Annotated in this window: 15 protein-coding genes and 1 pseudogene; 5 read left to right on the plus strand and 11 right to left on the minus strand. The window is 71.5% G+C overall.

Going from position 1 to position 13,799, the window contains the following annotated elements; all coding sequences use genetic code 11:
• Positions 1 to 216: 216 nt before the first annotated feature.
• Positions 217 to 420, plus strand: coding sequence for a hypothetical protein (locus ACEZDE_RS18535; protein WP_380537407.1), 204 nt, complete (start codon positions 217 to 219; stop codon positions 418 to 420).
• A 463-nt stretch (positions 421 to 883) separates the two neighbouring features.
• On the opposite strand, the gene ACEZDE_RS18540 is transcribed toward ACEZDE_RS18535, so the two are convergent.
• The gene (locus ACEZDE_RS18540) at positions 884 to 1,204 is read right to left on the minus strand and encodes a helix-turn-helix transcriptional regulator (protein WP_380537408.1); all 321 of its coding nucleotides are present in this window, start codon (positions 1,202 to 1,204) and stop codon (positions 884 to 886) included.
• Positions 1,205 to 1,732: 528 nt separating this feature from the next.
• A pseudogene (locus tag ACEZDE_RS18545) lies at positions 1,733 to 2,008 on the minus strand (cysteine hydrolase family protein); the annotation flags it as partial.
• Positions 2,009 to 2,142: 134 nt separating this feature from the next.
• Here ACEZDE_RS18545 and dapD point away from each other — a divergent pair.
• The gene (gene dapD / locus ACEZDE_RS18550) at positions 2,143 to 3,138 is read left to right on the plus strand and encodes a 2,3,4,5-tetrahydropyridine-2,6-dicarboxylate N-succinyltransferase (RefSeq protein WP_380537409.1); all 996 of its coding nucleotides are present in this window, start codon (positions 2,143 to 2,145) and stop codon (positions 3,136 to 3,138) included.
• 286 nt (positions 3,139 to 3,424) lie between these two features.
• Positions 3,425 to 3,622, plus strand: a complete 198-nt coding sequence (locus ACEZDE_RS18555) for a hypothetical protein (RefSeq protein ID WP_380537410.1) — start codon at positions 3,425 to 3,427, stop codon at positions 3,620 to 3,622.
• A 79-nt stretch (positions 3,623 to 3,701) separates the two neighbouring features.
• Here the strand turns inward: ACEZDE_RS18555 and ACEZDE_RS18560 are convergent, their stop codons facing one another.
• The 8 genes from ACEZDE_RS18560 to ACEZDE_RS18595 form a co-directional block, all read right to left on the minus strand.
• On the minus strand, positions 3,702 to 4,241 hold the full coding sequence (locus tag ACEZDE_RS18560) for a DUF6099 family protein (RefSeq protein ID WP_380537411.1): 540 nt from the start codon (positions 4,239 to 4,241) through the stop codon (positions 3,702 to 3,704).
• A gap of 198 nt (positions 4,242 to 4,439) precedes the next feature.
• The gene (locus ACEZDE_RS18565; RefSeq protein ID WP_380537412.1) at positions 4,440 to 4,796 is read right to left on the minus strand and encodes a nucleotide pyrophosphohydrolase; all 357 of its coding nucleotides are present in this window, start codon (positions 4,794 to 4,796) and stop codon (positions 4,440 to 4,442) included.
• Entirely contained in the window at positions 4,793 to 6,109 is a 1,317-nt protein-coding gene (locus ACEZDE_RS18570) for an AAA family ATPase (RefSeq protein WP_380537413.1), read from the minus strand. Before ACEZDE_RS18570 ends, ACEZDE_RS18565 begins: the two co-directional genes overlap by 4 nt.
• 7 nt (positions 6,110 to 6,116) lie before the next feature.
• A complete protein-coding gene (locus ACEZDE_RS18575; RefSeq protein ID WP_380537414.1) occupies positions 6,117 to 6,998 on the minus strand; it encodes a putative RNA methyltransferase in 882 nt (293 codons plus the stop codon).
• A 65-nt stretch (positions 6,999 to 7,063) separates the two neighbouring features.
• On the minus strand, positions 7,064 to 7,510 hold the full coding sequence (locus ACEZDE_RS18580; RefSeq protein ID WP_380537415.1) for a fic family toxin-antitoxin system, toxin component: 447 nt from the start codon (positions 7,508 to 7,510) through the stop codon (positions 7,064 to 7,066).
• The gene (locus ACEZDE_RS18585) at positions 7,507 to 7,740 is read right to left on the minus strand and encodes a toxin-antitoxin system HicB family antitoxin (protein ID WP_380537416.1); all 234 of its coding nucleotides are present in this window, start codon (positions 7,738 to 7,740) and stop codon (positions 7,507 to 7,509) included. The genes ACEZDE_RS18580 and ACEZDE_RS18585 overlap by 4 nt, the downstream gene beginning before the upstream one ends.
• An 83-nt stretch (positions 7,741 to 7,823) precedes the next feature.
• Positions 7,824 to 9,176 (minus strand): class I SAM-dependent RNA methyltransferase, encoded by a 1,353-nt coding sequence (locus ACEZDE_RS18590; RefSeq protein WP_380537417.1) that lies wholly within the window; start codon positions 9,174 to 9,176, stop codon positions 7,824 to 7,826.
• Positions 9,173 to 11,248 carry an APC family permease gene (locus ACEZDE_RS18595; protein WP_380537418.1) on the minus strand — a complete coding sequence of 692 codons (2,076 nt, stop codon included), beginning with the start codon at positions 11,246 to 11,248 and terminating at the stop codon, positions 9,173 to 9,175. The genes ACEZDE_RS18590 and ACEZDE_RS18595 overlap by 4 nt, the downstream gene beginning before the upstream one ends.
• 423 nt (positions 11,249 to 11,671) lie before the next feature.
• Between ACEZDE_RS18595 and ACEZDE_RS18600 the strand changes: the two genes are divergently transcribed.
• The gene (locus ACEZDE_RS18600; protein ID WP_380537419.1) at positions 11,672 to 12,334 is read left to right on the plus strand and encodes a potassium channel family protein; all 663 of its coding nucleotides are present in this window, start codon (positions 11,672 to 11,674) and stop codon (positions 12,332 to 12,334) included.
• On the plus strand, positions 12,334 to 12,999 hold the full coding sequence (locus tag ACEZDE_RS18605) for a potassium channel family protein (protein ID WP_380537420.1): 666 nt from the start codon (positions 12,334 to 12,336) through the stop codon (positions 12,997 to 12,999). Before ACEZDE_RS18600 ends, ACEZDE_RS18605 begins: the two co-directional genes overlap by 1 nt.
• Before the next feature lie 68 nt (positions 13,000 to 13,067).
• Here ACEZDE_RS18605 and ACEZDE_RS18610 read toward each other — a convergent pair whose 3' ends face one another.
• Positions 13,068 to 13,796: a DUF3159 domain-containing protein gene (locus ACEZDE_RS18610; RefSeq protein WP_380537421.1), complete on the minus strand. Its 729-nt coding sequence runs from the start codon at positions 13,794 to 13,796 to the stop codon at positions 13,068 to 13,070.
• Positions 13,797 to 13,799: the final 3 nt, after the last annotated feature.

A 13,799-nucleotide genomic window follows, 5' to 3' on the forward strand; every position in this document is an offset into this window, starting at 1 on the left:
GGGTAGGTCAAAAGTAGCCCTGCCGGGGTGGCGTGGGGATGCTTCTGACCGGAATGGGGGTGACATCTGGGCCGGATTCAGTGCCCAAGTTCGGGACTGATCGCAGGTCAGCTCTTTGGACAGCGGTCCGGAAAATGTGGACACCGGAGCCCATGACCGCTGATGACCATTCGCGGCACCGTAGGGGTAGGCAATCCAGCCACGTACCCACGGGGAATGACGATGACGAATCAGGAGTCCGGGTCGGCGGCGACCGTGGCGTACACGCGCGCCCAACTGGACGCGAGGGCTTGCATTCAGTGCGGCAGCGCCGACGGCGAGCTGGTGCCCGCGGGTCACGTCCAGTACGAGATCCGCCCCGGGGAGCCGCTTGGCTGGGCCGTCGTCGCTCACCCCGAGCACCTTCCGGTCGCGTCGTGACCACGGCCCCGCCAGCAGCACACCAGGCACCGACGAGGTACCTGACCCCAGAGTGCCAAGTCGGCTCCGAGGCACCCGGCTTCCCCGACGGCTGCCCGGCCTGCCCGCACCCCGGCTACCAGAGCGAGCACCTCGGCTGGGTGCCGCGGATCTGCGGCTGCGCATGCCACCAGGGGGAGGACACATGACACCCACCGAGGAACCCGAAGGCACCGCGGCAGGCCACTGCCGGAACTGCGGCACATGGTCCGCAGCCGGGCGCATCGTCGCCGAGATCCACAGCGACTCCGGGGCCGGCGCCACCATCGTGCAGTGCCCCGACCAGTGCCCGACCATACCCGCGGCGACCAACAGGCCCAGGACGTGGACTCCCTGAGCGTCAGGCACATGGGGGTGTGAGGCAGGGTAGCGCACGACGTGCATGCGCGCCTGTTCACGCACATTCACAGAATCCACAGGAACGTCAAGCGTGATCATCTTCCGGTGGGTCCCAGACTGCCTCACCAGGTCCTGTGTCGCCGTCAGTAGGCATAGACCACTCCGGTGCGAACAGGCTGGTAACGGGCACGCCGAGGACCCTGGCAATCCGCTGTGCGGTGTCGATGGTCATCGCATTGATTGCCAACTCAGCAGCCGAGACGGTAGTCCGGTCCAGGCCCGCCCGCAGAGCGACGGCCTCTTGCGTGAGATCCTGCGCCTCCCGCAGACTGCGGAGTCGATCACCAACCTGTTTGCGTTGGGTCTCCACCCAGGAGGTCCAGGGGTCGGGTTCACGTTTCGACACCCATCACACGCTGAATGGATCATGAGAACTTGTCTGCTGGAAATATCCAGCAATGTCGGGAGCGGCCCGGCGCGGGGTCTTGCGGTCTTCACTAAGGTCGAACACATGAACGAGTTACGCGCGTAAGCAGGCACTGGCCTGATCGTGGGAGCGCTCCAAGATCTCCCCTCCCTGTTCGATACGCCCGACAGGGTCGACGCCCTACTGTCAGCAGATGCATTAAGTCGACGAGCGAGTCCACCGCTCAGGGCCCGCACACCACTTCACCCTCGAACCGCCCACCTCGGAGCACCGACTTGAGCACGCCGCAAGACCCCCTCCCGCCGGCCAATCTGTCCCCGTCTCAGGCCTATCGCTGGATCACAGGTCGCCGCCATCTCAGCATGGCGGACCAGATCGACATCAACGCCCTCGATCCCGCAGAGCGAGCGAGGCACTTCGGCCGCCTTAGGGCGACCATCGACGACCTGCTACGGCTCTGCTCCGACCTCAGCCGAGAGACACCTAAGCCGCCCACGGATGTGCTTTAGACAACGCGTTGTGGGAGGTCTTGTGCACCAGCGGTTCGCCCTCCCCGCGCTCCAGCTCCTCCAGCAGCCGGACCTGGCCGAGCGCGGGGTCGAACACGCCGCCGCTGCCGGGCTCGGAGTGCAGCACCCAGACCACCAGGTCACCGGCCTCGCGGGCCAGCGCGACCAGCCGGTTCACCTGGTCGGCGATCTTCGGGTTGTTGATCTCGGCCCACTCCGCGGCACGCGCTCGGAAGGACTCCTGGACGTCGATGACAATCAGTGCTCGGCTCATGGGAACCAGTCTGTGCTGGTCAGCACGGTAGAACCAGGCCCGATCGGGTCCCCGTGCGGACCGATCCGGTCAGCCCCTCGTCCGAACGCCGGTACGGTTCGGCGCGCCGGGGGACGATTCGTTACCGTACGGGGGTGACGAACCGAACCGCATCCCCCTCCTCCCTCCGCGGCGCTGTCGCCGCCGGTCTGGCCACCATCGCCGCCGACGGCACCGTGCTGGACACCTGGTTCCCCGCTCCCGAGCTGACCGACGGCGCCGGCCCGGCCGGGACCGTACGGCTGTCCGCCGACGAGGCCGCCGCCGCGCTCGGCGCCGGGGCCGCCGCCGCGCTGCGCACCGACCCGCGCCGCGGGGTCGAGGTGGTCGCGGTGCGCACCACCATCGCCGCCCTCGACGAGAAGCCGCTCGACGCGCACGACGCCTATCTGCGCCTGCACCTGCTGAGCCACCGCCTGGTCCAGCCGCACGGGCAGAGCCTGGAGGGCCTCTTCGGACTGCTCGCCAACGTCGCCTGGACCAGCATCGGCCCGGTGCCGGTGGACGGCGTCGAGGCGGCCCGGCTGGCCGTCCGCGCCGAGGGCGGCCAGCTCGCCGTCTACGGCATCGACAAGTTCCCGAGGATGACGGACTACGTCGCGCCCAGCGGGGTGCGGATCGCGCACGCCGACCGGGTCCGGCTCGGCGCGCACCTCGCGGTGGGCACCACGGTCATGCACGAGGGCTTCGTCAACTTCAACGCCGGGACGCTGGGCACCTCGATGGTGGAGGGCCGGATCTCGGCCGGCGTGGTGGTCGGCGACCACAGCGACATCGGCGGCGGGTCGTCGATCATGGGCACCCTCTCCGGCGGCGGCAAGCAGACCGTGTCGGTCGGCGAGCGCTGCCTGCTCGGCGCGAACGCCGGCATCGGCATCTCGCTGGGCAACGACTGCGTGGTCGAGGCCGGCCTCTATGTGACCGCCGGGACCCGGGTCACCCTGCCGGACGGCAAGGTCGCCAAGGCGGTGGAGCTGTCCGGCCAGGACAACCTGCTGTTCCGTCGCAACTCGCAGAGCGGCGCGGTCGAGGTCATCGCCCGCTCCGGCTCCTGGGGCGGGCTCAACGCCGAGCTGCACGCGCACAACTGACGCGAGGGCAGGGCGGGCCTGACGCGGCGGCCTGCTGGCGGCGGCCTGACGCGGCGGTCGGACGGCGGCCCCGGTGCACAGCGCATCGGGGTCGCCGACGTCCGTCTCGCGAGGATCGAACCCGCGATCGGTGGCTCGGGTCGCCTCCGTACCGGTTGACCGGCCCCGTCCCTCGTCGGTGTGACGGACAGTGACCGGGTCACGGCATGGCTCGTTGGCCTGCTCGGGACCGGCGCCACCTGCCGGAGCCCGGTCCGCCGCCGCATCGAGGAGGGGCACGCCCACCATGTCCGAGGCACCTGCCGTACCGGAGGGGTCGAGCCTGCTCTCCCCCGAACCCGCCGCCGCCCCTGCCCCCGCCCCGCACGCCGCTCCGCAGGACCTGCTCGCCCAGATGCAGCAGATGCTCGCCGCGCTGAACGCCGACCTGCTGCAGCTCGACGCCGACCTGCGGGTACCGCCGCCGCGCACCGAGTCGCCGTAGCGGGGATCGGAACCACCGCGCGAGGTCCGTCTGAGCGCTCCCAGGGCCAGGGGACGCCCCAGGGTCGACGCCCCCAAGGTCATCTGACGCCCCCGGGGTCGGCGGTGTCCGTGGCCTGCCAGTCGACGGTCGGCGACCGGAGCTCCCGGCAGGCCGGGTCGACCGCGCGGAGCAGCTGGGTGGCCAGGTCCTGGCACTCGGCCGCGGCGTCCACCGAGTCGATACAGCGCCAGTACAGCTCCTGCTCGGCCGCACCGCAGGCGAGGACGATCAGCGCCTCCGCTGTCTCCTGCACGAGTATCCGCAGCTCGCGGACGGTACCTGCGGGCTCCACCAGGAGCGTCAGCCGCTCCGCCCGGCTGGGCCCGGCGCCGTCGTCCGGTGGCCGGCCCACGCAGGCCGCCGCGTGGCCGGCCGCCTCGGCCACGGCTCGGGCGATCTCGGCGGCACCGCAGCCGGTGCCGTCCCGGACCGCCGACTCGGTCAGCTCCAGCGCCACCACCATGGCCACGGCCTCGACCAGCGCGCAGGCCTGCCAGGCCTCGGCCAGCACCTGCGGCACGCTGCGCGCCTCGGTCAGGCCGTGCCTGGTGGACTTGATCAGCCTCAGAGCGTCCATCCCGGTCACTCCCCGTTCTGCTCCCCGCGGGCCCGACTGCCCGTCAGAAGAACAGCGTGGAGCAGGAGAAACCCAGGTCGGCACGGTCAGCCGCCGCCTGTGGACAACTCGGGGGGTGTGCACAACTCCGTCACCCGCGAGGGTGAAGCAGCAGCCGCGCAGTTGCGGCAGGCACACGGTTGCAACAGCAGCCGCCGCTCAGCTGCCGTCCAGCGGCGGGGTCGCGCCTGCCGGGAAGCGGTGCTCATTGCGTTCGATCTTGGCGGCCAGCGCGGCCAGCGGGTCCACGTCCAGCGCCGAGCAGAACTGGAGCAGGTAGGCCAGCACGTCGGCCACCTCGTCCTCGACCCGGTGCGCCCGTGCCGGGTCCTCCATCACCGCCGCCGCCTGTTCCGGCGTCAACCACTGGAAGATCTCCAGCAGTTCGGACGCCTCCACGCTCAGCGCCGCCACCAGGTTCTTCGGCGTGTGGTACTGCCCCCAGTCCCGCGCCGCCGCGAACGCGCGCAGGCGCTGCTGCAGCAGGGGTACGTCCAGTCGCTGGTCATCGCTCATGCGCCCATTGTCCCGTCCCGCTCCCCCGGCCCGGCGCCGGGCTCCAGCACGCTGTACCCGGTGGCCGGATCCCGGCGGCAGCCCACCACCCGCACCCCGGCCGGGAGCACGCCGACCCCGGCACCCGCAGCCACCCCGCCACCACCCCCGTCCCGCGCCGTCGCCAGTACCCGGACGTGTCCGCGTTCGGCCACTTCGGCGGCCAGAGCGAGCAGGTCCGGGTCCAGGCCATCGGCCAGCACGGTCAGCAGCCGCTCGGCCTCCGGGACCTCCGCCGATTCCATCTGCAGCACCCCGGGACCGGTCAGCAGCACGGTGGCGAAGGCGATCCGGCGCAGCAGCCCGCTCCCCATCAGCCCGGCCGGGGTGCAGCCGCCCTGCTCCTCCCAGAGCGCCGCGACCACCCGCTCGACCCCGTCCGCGCCCCGGCCGCGCAGCACCCCCAGCTCACGCACCGGGACCGGGCTCGCCGCGCGGACGGTCTGCACCAGGCGGCCGTAGCGGATCCGGCACTCGCCCTGGATCCGGGCCAGTACCGCCGACAGGTTCTCCGCGCTGCTGCGCAGCCCGGCGTCGTCCGCGGCCGGGACCCAGCCCCGCATCAGGGCGGGCACCGGGTCGATCGGGAACACCTCGCGCAGCGCTGTCAGCAGGGCCTCGACCGCGGCGAGCACCCGCCGCTCACCCGCGGTGGCCCCGGCGATCCGCAGCGGCAGCTGCGCCGCGAGCAGGCTGTCCGCGGACAGCGGCGCCCGGATGTCGCCCTGCCGCCCGTCGCTGTGCCAGGTGGCGTTCACCCGGTGCCGCGCCCGGTCCTCCTCGGCGGTGGACAGCAGCACCCGCAGCGGCTCGCCGGGCCGGGTCTCGGTGATCCGCTCGGCGACGATCCTCGGGCCGCCGTCGGTGCGGACCGCGACCTCCAACCGGACCGCCCCGCCCTGCGGCGTCTGCACGGTGCAGCCGAGCCTGAACCCCGGCCTGCCGTGCGGGACGCAGCCGACGAGGCCGCCACGGATCGGCGCCAGCGCCTCGGCCAGCTCGGCCCCGCCGGCCAGCCCGGACAGCGCGGCGAGGCCGTCCAGCACATTGGACTTCCCGGCGCCGGAGACCCCCTCCAGCAGGGTGACCGGGGCCAGCGGCAGGACCCCGCCGACATGCGACTTGAACGCCACCAGCCGCAGTTCGCTGACGGTGGCCCGGCGCAGCGGCGGCGGGGTCGGCGCGGAAGCGGCCCCAGCCCCGGGAACGGCCCCGGGACCGGACGGAGACCCGGACCCGGACGGGTGGGAGGACAGCAGAGGCGGTGAACTCACACCCCGGTCAACGAGTGAAGCGGCTCAGGGTGACCGAGGCGGTCACCGGCACCAGGTCCGGCAGCGCGCCGATCCGCTCGGCCAGGGCGTCCTGGTCGGTGTGCCAGGCGCTGGGGCCCATGCCCGCCACGGTCCGCACCGCCGCGTGGTCCAGCAGCAGCGGGAAGGTGTGCTCGCTGTCCCCGGCCGGTTCCAGGTACGGGCCGAGGGTCGCGGCCAGCCGCTCCGGCTTCCGGTCGTCCACCCCGAGCAGGCCCAGCTCCCGGACCAGCTCGGTCAGGTGACGCGGCGTCGGGGAGACCACCAGCAGGCTGCCGCCGGGCCTGAGCACCCGTCGGATCTCCGGCCCGTTGCGCGGCGCGAAGACGTTCAGCACCAGGTCGGCGACCCCGTCCCGGAGCGGCAGCGGACGCCAGGCGTCGCAGACCACGGCCCCGGCCCGGGGGTGGGCGCGGGCGGCCCGGCGCAGTGCGAACTTGGAGATGTCCAGGGCGATGCCGTGCGCCTCCGGCAGCGCGTCCAGGACCGCGGCGAGGTAGTGGCCGGTGCCGGCCCCCAGGTCGACCACGCAGCGGCGGCCCGCGGCAGCCCCAGCCGTCTCGGTCGGTGCAGGCTCTGTCGGCGCGGTATCCGTCGGTGCAGCCGCCGCCAGCGCCGCGGCGATCGGGGCGTAGTGTCCGGCGCCGAGGAAGGCGTCGCGGGCGGCGACCATCGCGGCGGTGTCGCCGGTGCCGGTGTGGGCGTCGCCGGGCAGCAGGCTGGCGTAGCCCTGCCGGGCGATGTCGAAGCTGTGGCGGTCCTGGCAGCGCAGCGAGCGGCCGTCGGCAGCCTGGGCCAGGGCGAGGCCGCAGTGCGGGCAGGCGAGGTACTCGACGACGTCCTGCAGCACGCGTACGGCTCCCGTGGGGCGGTGGTTCCTGGGTCGGAGCCAGCCTACGGGGTCGGCTGCCGGGGTCAGGACTCCCCGCCGCCCGCCTCGCCGGCTCCGTCCGATCCATCCGGCCCGTCCTCCTCGCCGTCGGGCAGTTGGTCGACGATCCAGCCGGCCAGCCGCTCGGCCGCCGCCTCCACGCCGATCCGGCCCTCCCGCACGGCACGGGCCAGGCTGCGCATCTCGCGGGTGGAGGTGGCCACGTTCGCGCCGCCGGAGACCAGGTAGGCGAAGGCGACCGCGGTGGCGAACAGTTCGTTGTTGCGTTCCAGCGCGGGCACCCGGATCAGCTGGTGCATCAGCGCCGCCGCCCGGTCCTCGGGCTCGGGGTAGACCAGGACGTCGAAGATCTCCGCCTGGTGCCGGGTCACCGCCGCGACCAGCGAGCCGTAGTCGGTGACCCGAGGATCTCCCGGGGTGTACTGCTCGGCGACCATGAGCAGCCAGGACAGGTCGATCTCGACGTTCAACGGCGGTGGCCCGCCGCCTCGTGCTCGCCGAACTCGGCGAGGAAGGCCGCCTCGTACTCCTTCATGAACTGGGCGGCGGCGTCCACGAAGGAGCGGCCGGTCTCACCCATGTCCTGCTGGACCAGCTTCTCGATGTACTGGTTCATGCTGATCCCCTCCTTCTCCGCCCTGGCACGGGCGATCTCCGCCGTCGTCGCGTCCACGCGCACGTTCAGCTGCTTCTTCGTCATAGCTCCAAGCTAGCGCGATTCCGCTAGCATGCAAGGTCCGTGCTGAAGAAAGCCGAAGAATGCCGGAGAAACCCGACGGGCCGTCAGCCCGACACCGGCTCCAGGATCGCCACGCACTCGAAGTGCTGGGTCATCGGGAACAGGTCGAAGGCCCGCAGGCTGACCGGGCGGTAGCCGGCGTCGGCGAAGAAGGCCAGGTCACGGGCCAGAGCGGCCGGGTCGCAGGCGACGTAGGCGATCCGGCGGGGGCTGAGCCCGGCCAGGTGGCGCACGGTCTCCCGGCCCGCGCCGGCCCGCGGCGGGTCGAGCACCACCAGGTCGGTCTCGGTGATGCCGGTGCGCGGCAGCAGCCGCTCGACCTTGTCGCACTCGATCCGGACCCGGCCGTCGCCGATCAGGTCGGCGAGGTTGTGCCGGGCGTCGGCCACCGACTGCTTGGACGACTCGATCCCGAGCACCGCCCCGGTCTCTCCGAGCCGGTCCGCCAGCGCCCCCGCGAACAGCCCGACGCCGCAGTACAGGTCGAGCGCGTTCTCGCCCTCCTGCGGGTCCAGGCCCTCCAGCACCGCCGAGACCAGCAGATCCGGGGCCTCCGGGTGGATCTGCCAGAAGCCGCCGTCGCTGACCCGCCAGGTGCGGCCCGCCGCGCGCTCGCGGACGAAGGAGCGGCCGTGCACCTTGTGCAGCCCGCCGTGGCCGTCGATCCGCATCACCGACACCGGCCGGTCCAGCTCCACGATCGGCAGCCGGCGGTCCCCACGGGGCGTCAGAATCACCTGCCGGTCCGAGGAGCCGCTGGACGCGACCGCCTCGACTGTCGCCATACCGTCCCAGTCGCGGGACTCGACGCCCAGCTCGGCCACGCCGGGCGCGGCGATCAGGCAGCCGTCGACCGGCTGCACGGCGTGCGAGCGGTGCCGGCGCAGCCCGGCCTCGCCGGTGTCCGGGTCCACCGCGTACTGCACCCGGGTTCGCCAGCGCGGGACGGTGCCCGCGGGCAGCTTGCCGCCGACCGGTTCCACGCTGCCGTCCCAGCCGGCCTCGGCCGGGTCGAGCTTGGCCAGCTGCCGCAGCTGCTCGGTCAGCACCTGCACCTTGAGCTTGCGCTGCGCGCCGGGCGCGGCGTGCTGCCAGTCGCAGCCGCCGCACTTCCCGGGGCCGGAGAACGGGCACGGCGGCTCCACCCGGTCCTTGGACGGCCGGAGCACCTCCACCGCGTCGGCGCGCAGGAAGCGGGACGCCTCGGTGCCGTCGGTCACCTCGGCGACCACCAGCTCGCCGGGCAGCGCGTGTCGGACGAACAGCACCCGGCCCTCGTGCCGGGCCACGCAGTGGCCGCCGTGGGCGACCGGGCCCACGGCGACCTCGTACCGCTGCCCGACCAGGGAGGGGGCCTCAGGGGCGGTGGCCGAGGGGGTGCTGCGCGGGGGTGTCACTCTGTGCTGTCCTTGCTGTCGGTCGTGGCACCGCTCTTGACCGGAGCGGCTGTGCGCTTCTGCACACGGCGGAGGTCTCCGCGGCGGATCTGCCCGGGGGCGTTCCACTCGACCGGCTTGCGACGGCGCTCGGAGGACTCCAGCTGCCAGGGTACCGAGGTCACCATCACTCCAGGCGTGAACAGCAGCCGCCCCTTGAGCCGCAGCGCGCTCTGGTTGTGCAGCAGCTGCTCGTACCAGTGGCCGACCACGTACTCCGGGATGTAGACGGTGACCACCGCGCGCGGGCTGTCCTTGCGCAGCTGCCGGACGTAGTCCACCACCGGGCGGGTGACCTCGCGGTACGGCGAGTGCAGCACCTTCAGCGGGACCTCGATGCCGCGGCGCTCCCAGTCCTGCTTCAGCGCCGCGGTGTCGGCCGGGTCGACGTCCACGGTGACCGCCTCCAGCGTGGAGGTGTGCGCGGAGCGCGCCAGCTGCGCGTACGCCAGCGCGCGCAGGGTCGGCTTGTGCAGCTTGGAGACCAGCACCACGGAGTGCACCTTGGACGGCAGCAGCTCCTCGTCCGGGCGCTCCTCGGCCGCGACCAGCTCGGCGGAGACCCGGTCGTAGTGCTTCCTGATCGCCTTCATCATGATGAAGAAGACCACCATCAGCAGGCAGGACATCCAGGCGCCGGACATGAACTTGGTGGCCAGGACCACGACCAGGACGCAGGCGGTCATGCACAGGCCGATGCTGTTGATCACCCGGCTGCGCATCATCCGGCGGCGCACGGCCGGGTCGGTCTCGGTCTTCAGCAGCCGGGTCCAGTGCCGGATCATGCCGGTCTGGCTCATGTTGAAGGAGACGAAGACGCCGATGATGTAGAGCTGGATCAGCCGGTTCGGGTCGGCGCCGTAGCCGATGATGAAGACGATGGCGACGCCGGCCAGCATGATGATGCCGTTGGAGAAGGCCAGCCGGTCGCCGCGGGTGTGCAGCTGGCGCGGCAGGTAGCGGTCCTGGGCCAGGATCGAGCCGAGCACCGGGAAACCGTTGAAGGCGGTGTTGGCGGCCAGCACCAGGATCAGCCCGGTTGCTGCGGCGATGAAGTAGAAGCCCGGCGTGAAGTTGCTGAAGACGGCGGCGCTGATCTGCGCCAGCGCGGTCTTCTGGTGGTAGTTGGCCGGTGCGCCGATCAGCTGGGCGGTGTTCTCGGACATCTTCAGCCCGGTCATATTGCCCATCCAGATGATGCCCATCAGCATCACCACCGCGATCAGCGCCATCATCAGCAGCGTGGTCGCGGCGTTCTTGCTCTTGGGCTTCTGGAAGGCGGGGACGCCGTTGCTGATCGCCTCGACGCCGGTGAGCGCCGCACAGCCCGAGGAGAAGGTCTTGAGCAGCAGGAAGACCAGGGCGATGCCCGCCACGTCGGTGTGTCCTGCCGCCGGGACGAGCTTGAAGTTCGAACTGGCCGCGTGCATGTCCGTGCCGAAGCCGAAGTGCCGGATCGCCGCGTAGCCCATCAGGGCGAACACGCCGATCATGAAGCCGTAGGTGGGGACCGCGAAGGCCTTGCCCGACTCGCGGACGCCGCGCAGGTTCATCCCCATCAGGACGATCACCAGGGTCACCGAGATGACCGTCTCGTGCCCATGCAGCGACGGCACCGCGGAGACCACGTTGGCGACGCCCGAGGTGGTGGACACCGCGACGGTGAGCACGTAGTCCACCATCAGCGCGGCGGCCACGGTCAGCCCGGCGTTGTGCCCCAGGTTCACCGTGGCGACCTCGTAGTCGCCGCCGCCGCTCGGGTAGGCGTGCACGTTCTGCCGGTAGGACGCGACCACGACCAGCATCACCAGGGCCACCACTCCGCCGATCCACCAGGAGAAGTGGATGGTGGTGATGCCGGCGACGGCCAGGGCCAGGAAGATCTGCTCGGGTGCGTACGCCACCGAGGAGAGCGCGTCGGAGGCGAAGACGGGCAGCGCGAGCCGCTTCGGCAGCAGCGTCTCACCCAGCTTGTCGCTCTGGAGGGCGCGGCCGATCAGGATCCGCTTGGGCACGTCGGTGAGTTTGGACACGACGAGGATCGTAGAGCCTGTCATTGACGTGCTCTTAACGCCCCTCCGCTTGAGGCGCCCGCGCCTGGTGCGGCAGCCCCCGGGGAGGACTCCCGGAAGCCGGGGTCGACAGGCAGCGATTCACAGGGAGATGCACCTTCATCCCTGCAATACCAAGGCCAATAGCAGAGACGAGGATAGTGACGCCATCCCGCAAGGGCCCCCAAGGTTGCGAATCGATATCAGGACGGTGAGAGTTCCTTGGTCCCCTCTCACCCGCACTTCCCGGTTACCGGCCAGTTCCGCAGGCTTCGGCGGGTGTAGCTCCCCCGTTCGCCGGGGTACTGCGGTTGTGTCATTGACGCGCGAGGGTGCGACCCTTGTGCGGACATCGTTCGAATCGGTGTCAGGATCGAGCCGGGACATCACACCGGAAGGACGGGCGTGCACATCGTCATCATGGGTTGCGGTCGCGTGGGTTCTGCTCTCGCACGCACCCTGGAGAAGCAGGGGCACTCGGTCGCCGTCGTCGACCAGGACCCCACGGCGTTCCGCCGTCTCGGCGCGGGCTTCACCGGTCAGCGGGTGACCGGGGTCGGCTTCGACCAGGACACGCTCCGCGAGGCCGGTATCGAAGAGGCCGGGGCCTTCGCCGCGGTCAGCAGCGGGGACAACTCCAACATCATCGCCGCGCGGGTGGCCCGGGAGAACTTCGGCGTGGAGAACGTCGCGGCCCGGATCTACGACCCGCGCCGCGCCGAGGTCTACCAGCGCCTGGGCATCTCCACCGTCGCCACGGTGCGCTGGACCGCCGACCAGATGCTGCGCCGGCTGCTGCCCAGCGGCTCCGAGCCCAACTGGCAGGACCCCAGCGGCGCGGTCCAGCTCGCCGAGGTCCCGGTGGCCCCCGCCTGGATCGGGCTGCGGCTGTCCAAGCTGGAGCAGGCCGCGGACGTGCGCGTCGCCTTCATCAGCCGGCTCGGCGTGGGCACCCTGCCCACCGCGGAGACCGTGCTGCAGGAGGGCGACCTGGTGCACATGATGATGCGCACGGCAGACCTCGAGGCCGTCGAGGCCGTTTTCGCGAAGGGCCCGGAGGAACACTGATGCGGGTAGCCATTGCCGGGGCCGGTGCGGTGGGACGATCCATCGCGGGCGAGCTGCTGGAGAACGGCCACGAGGTGCTCCTCGTGGACAAGAACCCCAAGTCCATCTCGGTGGAGCGGGTGCCGCAGGCCGAATGGCTGCTCGCCGACGCCTGCGAGATCACCGCGCTGGACGAGGCGGCGCTGCAGCGCTGCAACGTGGTCATCGCCGCGACCGGGGACGACAAGGTCAACCTGGTGGTCTCGCTGCTGGCGAAGACCGAGTACGGCGTGCCGCGAGTGGTCGCCCGGGTGAACAACCCGCGCAACGAGTGGCTGTTCAACGAGGCCTGGGGGGTGGATGTGGCGGTCTCCACCCCGCGGCTGATGTCGGCGCTGGTCGAGGAGGCCGTGAGCGTCGGCGACCTGGTCCGGCTGATGCGCTTCAGCCAGGGCGACGCCAACCTGGTGGAGATCACCCTCTCCGGGACCGCGACCGCGGTCGGCACCCGGGTCAGCGACGTGGAGTGGCCCGAGGACACCGCGCTGGTCACGATCATCCGCGAGGGCCGGGTGCTGGTGCCCAGCGGCAGCGACAGCCTGGAGGGCGGCGACGAGCTGCTGTTCGTGGCGACCTCCGAGCGCGAGGGCGAGCTGGAGGCCCTGCTCGCGGGCGAGAACGAGTAGCCCACCCGGGTACGCAGGACAAGGGGCCGGTGACCTGGTGGTCACCGGCCCCTCGTCCGTGTACTCGGCTAGCGGCGCTCGGCCTCGGCCGGCTGCTGCGCCGCCGCGGGCTCCTCGCCCGCCTCGGCGTCCTCGGCCTGGACCACCTTGATCGGCGGCGGGGCCTTGGACAGGATCAGCCAGGAGAGGTAGATCGCGACCAGCCACGGCGGCACGCCCAGGCCGATCTTGGCGACACCCAGCCAGGTGACCTTGTGCGCCCAGTAGAGCGGGAACAGGATCGCCGCGCGCAGCGCGAACAGCGCGATCCAGACCCAGGTCGCCTTGGTGTAGGCGGCCAGCCGGCCCGGGTTCTGGGTCCGCCAGGTCATGTTCTCGCCCAGGATCGGGCCCAGCATCATTCCCACCAGCGGCCAGCGGACCAGCACCGAGACCAGGTAGACCAGGCCCAGCACCACGCCGTAGATCATCGACGGCAGGTAGAAGTCCTCGGCCTTGCCCGACTTCATCGCGACGAACGCGCCGATCGCCACCCCGAGCACCCCGCCGAAGGCGTGCTTCAGGGTCTCCCGGCGGGCCACCCGGACCAGCGCCAGCAGCACGGTGATGCCGAACGCCGACCAGGACGAGAGCGCGAGATCCTTGGTGATCGTGTAGATCAGGACGAAGACGAAGCCGGGCACGGTCATGTCGACCATGCCGCGCACCCCGCCGAAGGCGTCGATGAGCGAGGTGTCGACGGCGGCCTTACCGGCCGTCTGCTCCGGGGCCTCGGTCGACCTGTGGCTGTGACTCACGCT

This window comes from Streptacidiphilus cavernicola, assembly GCF_042510955.1.
Lineage (GTDB): Bacteria > Actinomycetota > Actinomycetes > Streptomycetales > Streptomycetaceae > Streptacidiphilus > Streptacidiphilus cavernicola.

What these genes read in the sequence shown, in the direction of transcription:
- ACEZDE_RS18535 (WP_380537407.1), top strand. Translation starts at nt 217, where the DNA reads ATGACGATGACGAATCAGGAGTCCGGGTCGGCGGCGACCGTGGCGTAC.
- ACEZDE_RS18555 (WP_380537410.1), top strand. Translation starts at nt 3,425, where the DNA reads ATGTCCGAGGCACCTGCCGTACCGGAGGGGTCGAGCCTGCTCTCCCCC.
- ACEZDE_RS18560 (WP_380537411.1), bottom strand. Translation starts at nt 4,241, where the DNA reads ATGGACGCTCTGAGGCTGATCAAGTCCACCAGGCACGGCCTGACCGAG.
- ACEZDE_RS18565 (WP_380537412.1), bottom strand. Translation starts at nt 4,796, where the DNA reads ATGAGCGATGACCAGCGACTGGACGTACCCCTGCTGCAGCAGCGCCTG.
- ACEZDE_RS18585 (WP_380537416.1), bottom strand. Translation starts at nt 7,740, where the DNA reads ATGACGAAGAAGCAGCTGAACGTGCGCGTGGACGCGACGACGGCGGAG.
- ACEZDE_RS18605 (WP_380537420.1), top strand. Translation starts at nt 12,334, where the DNA reads ATGCGGGTAGCCATTGCCGGGGCCGGTGCGGTGGGACGATCCATCGCG.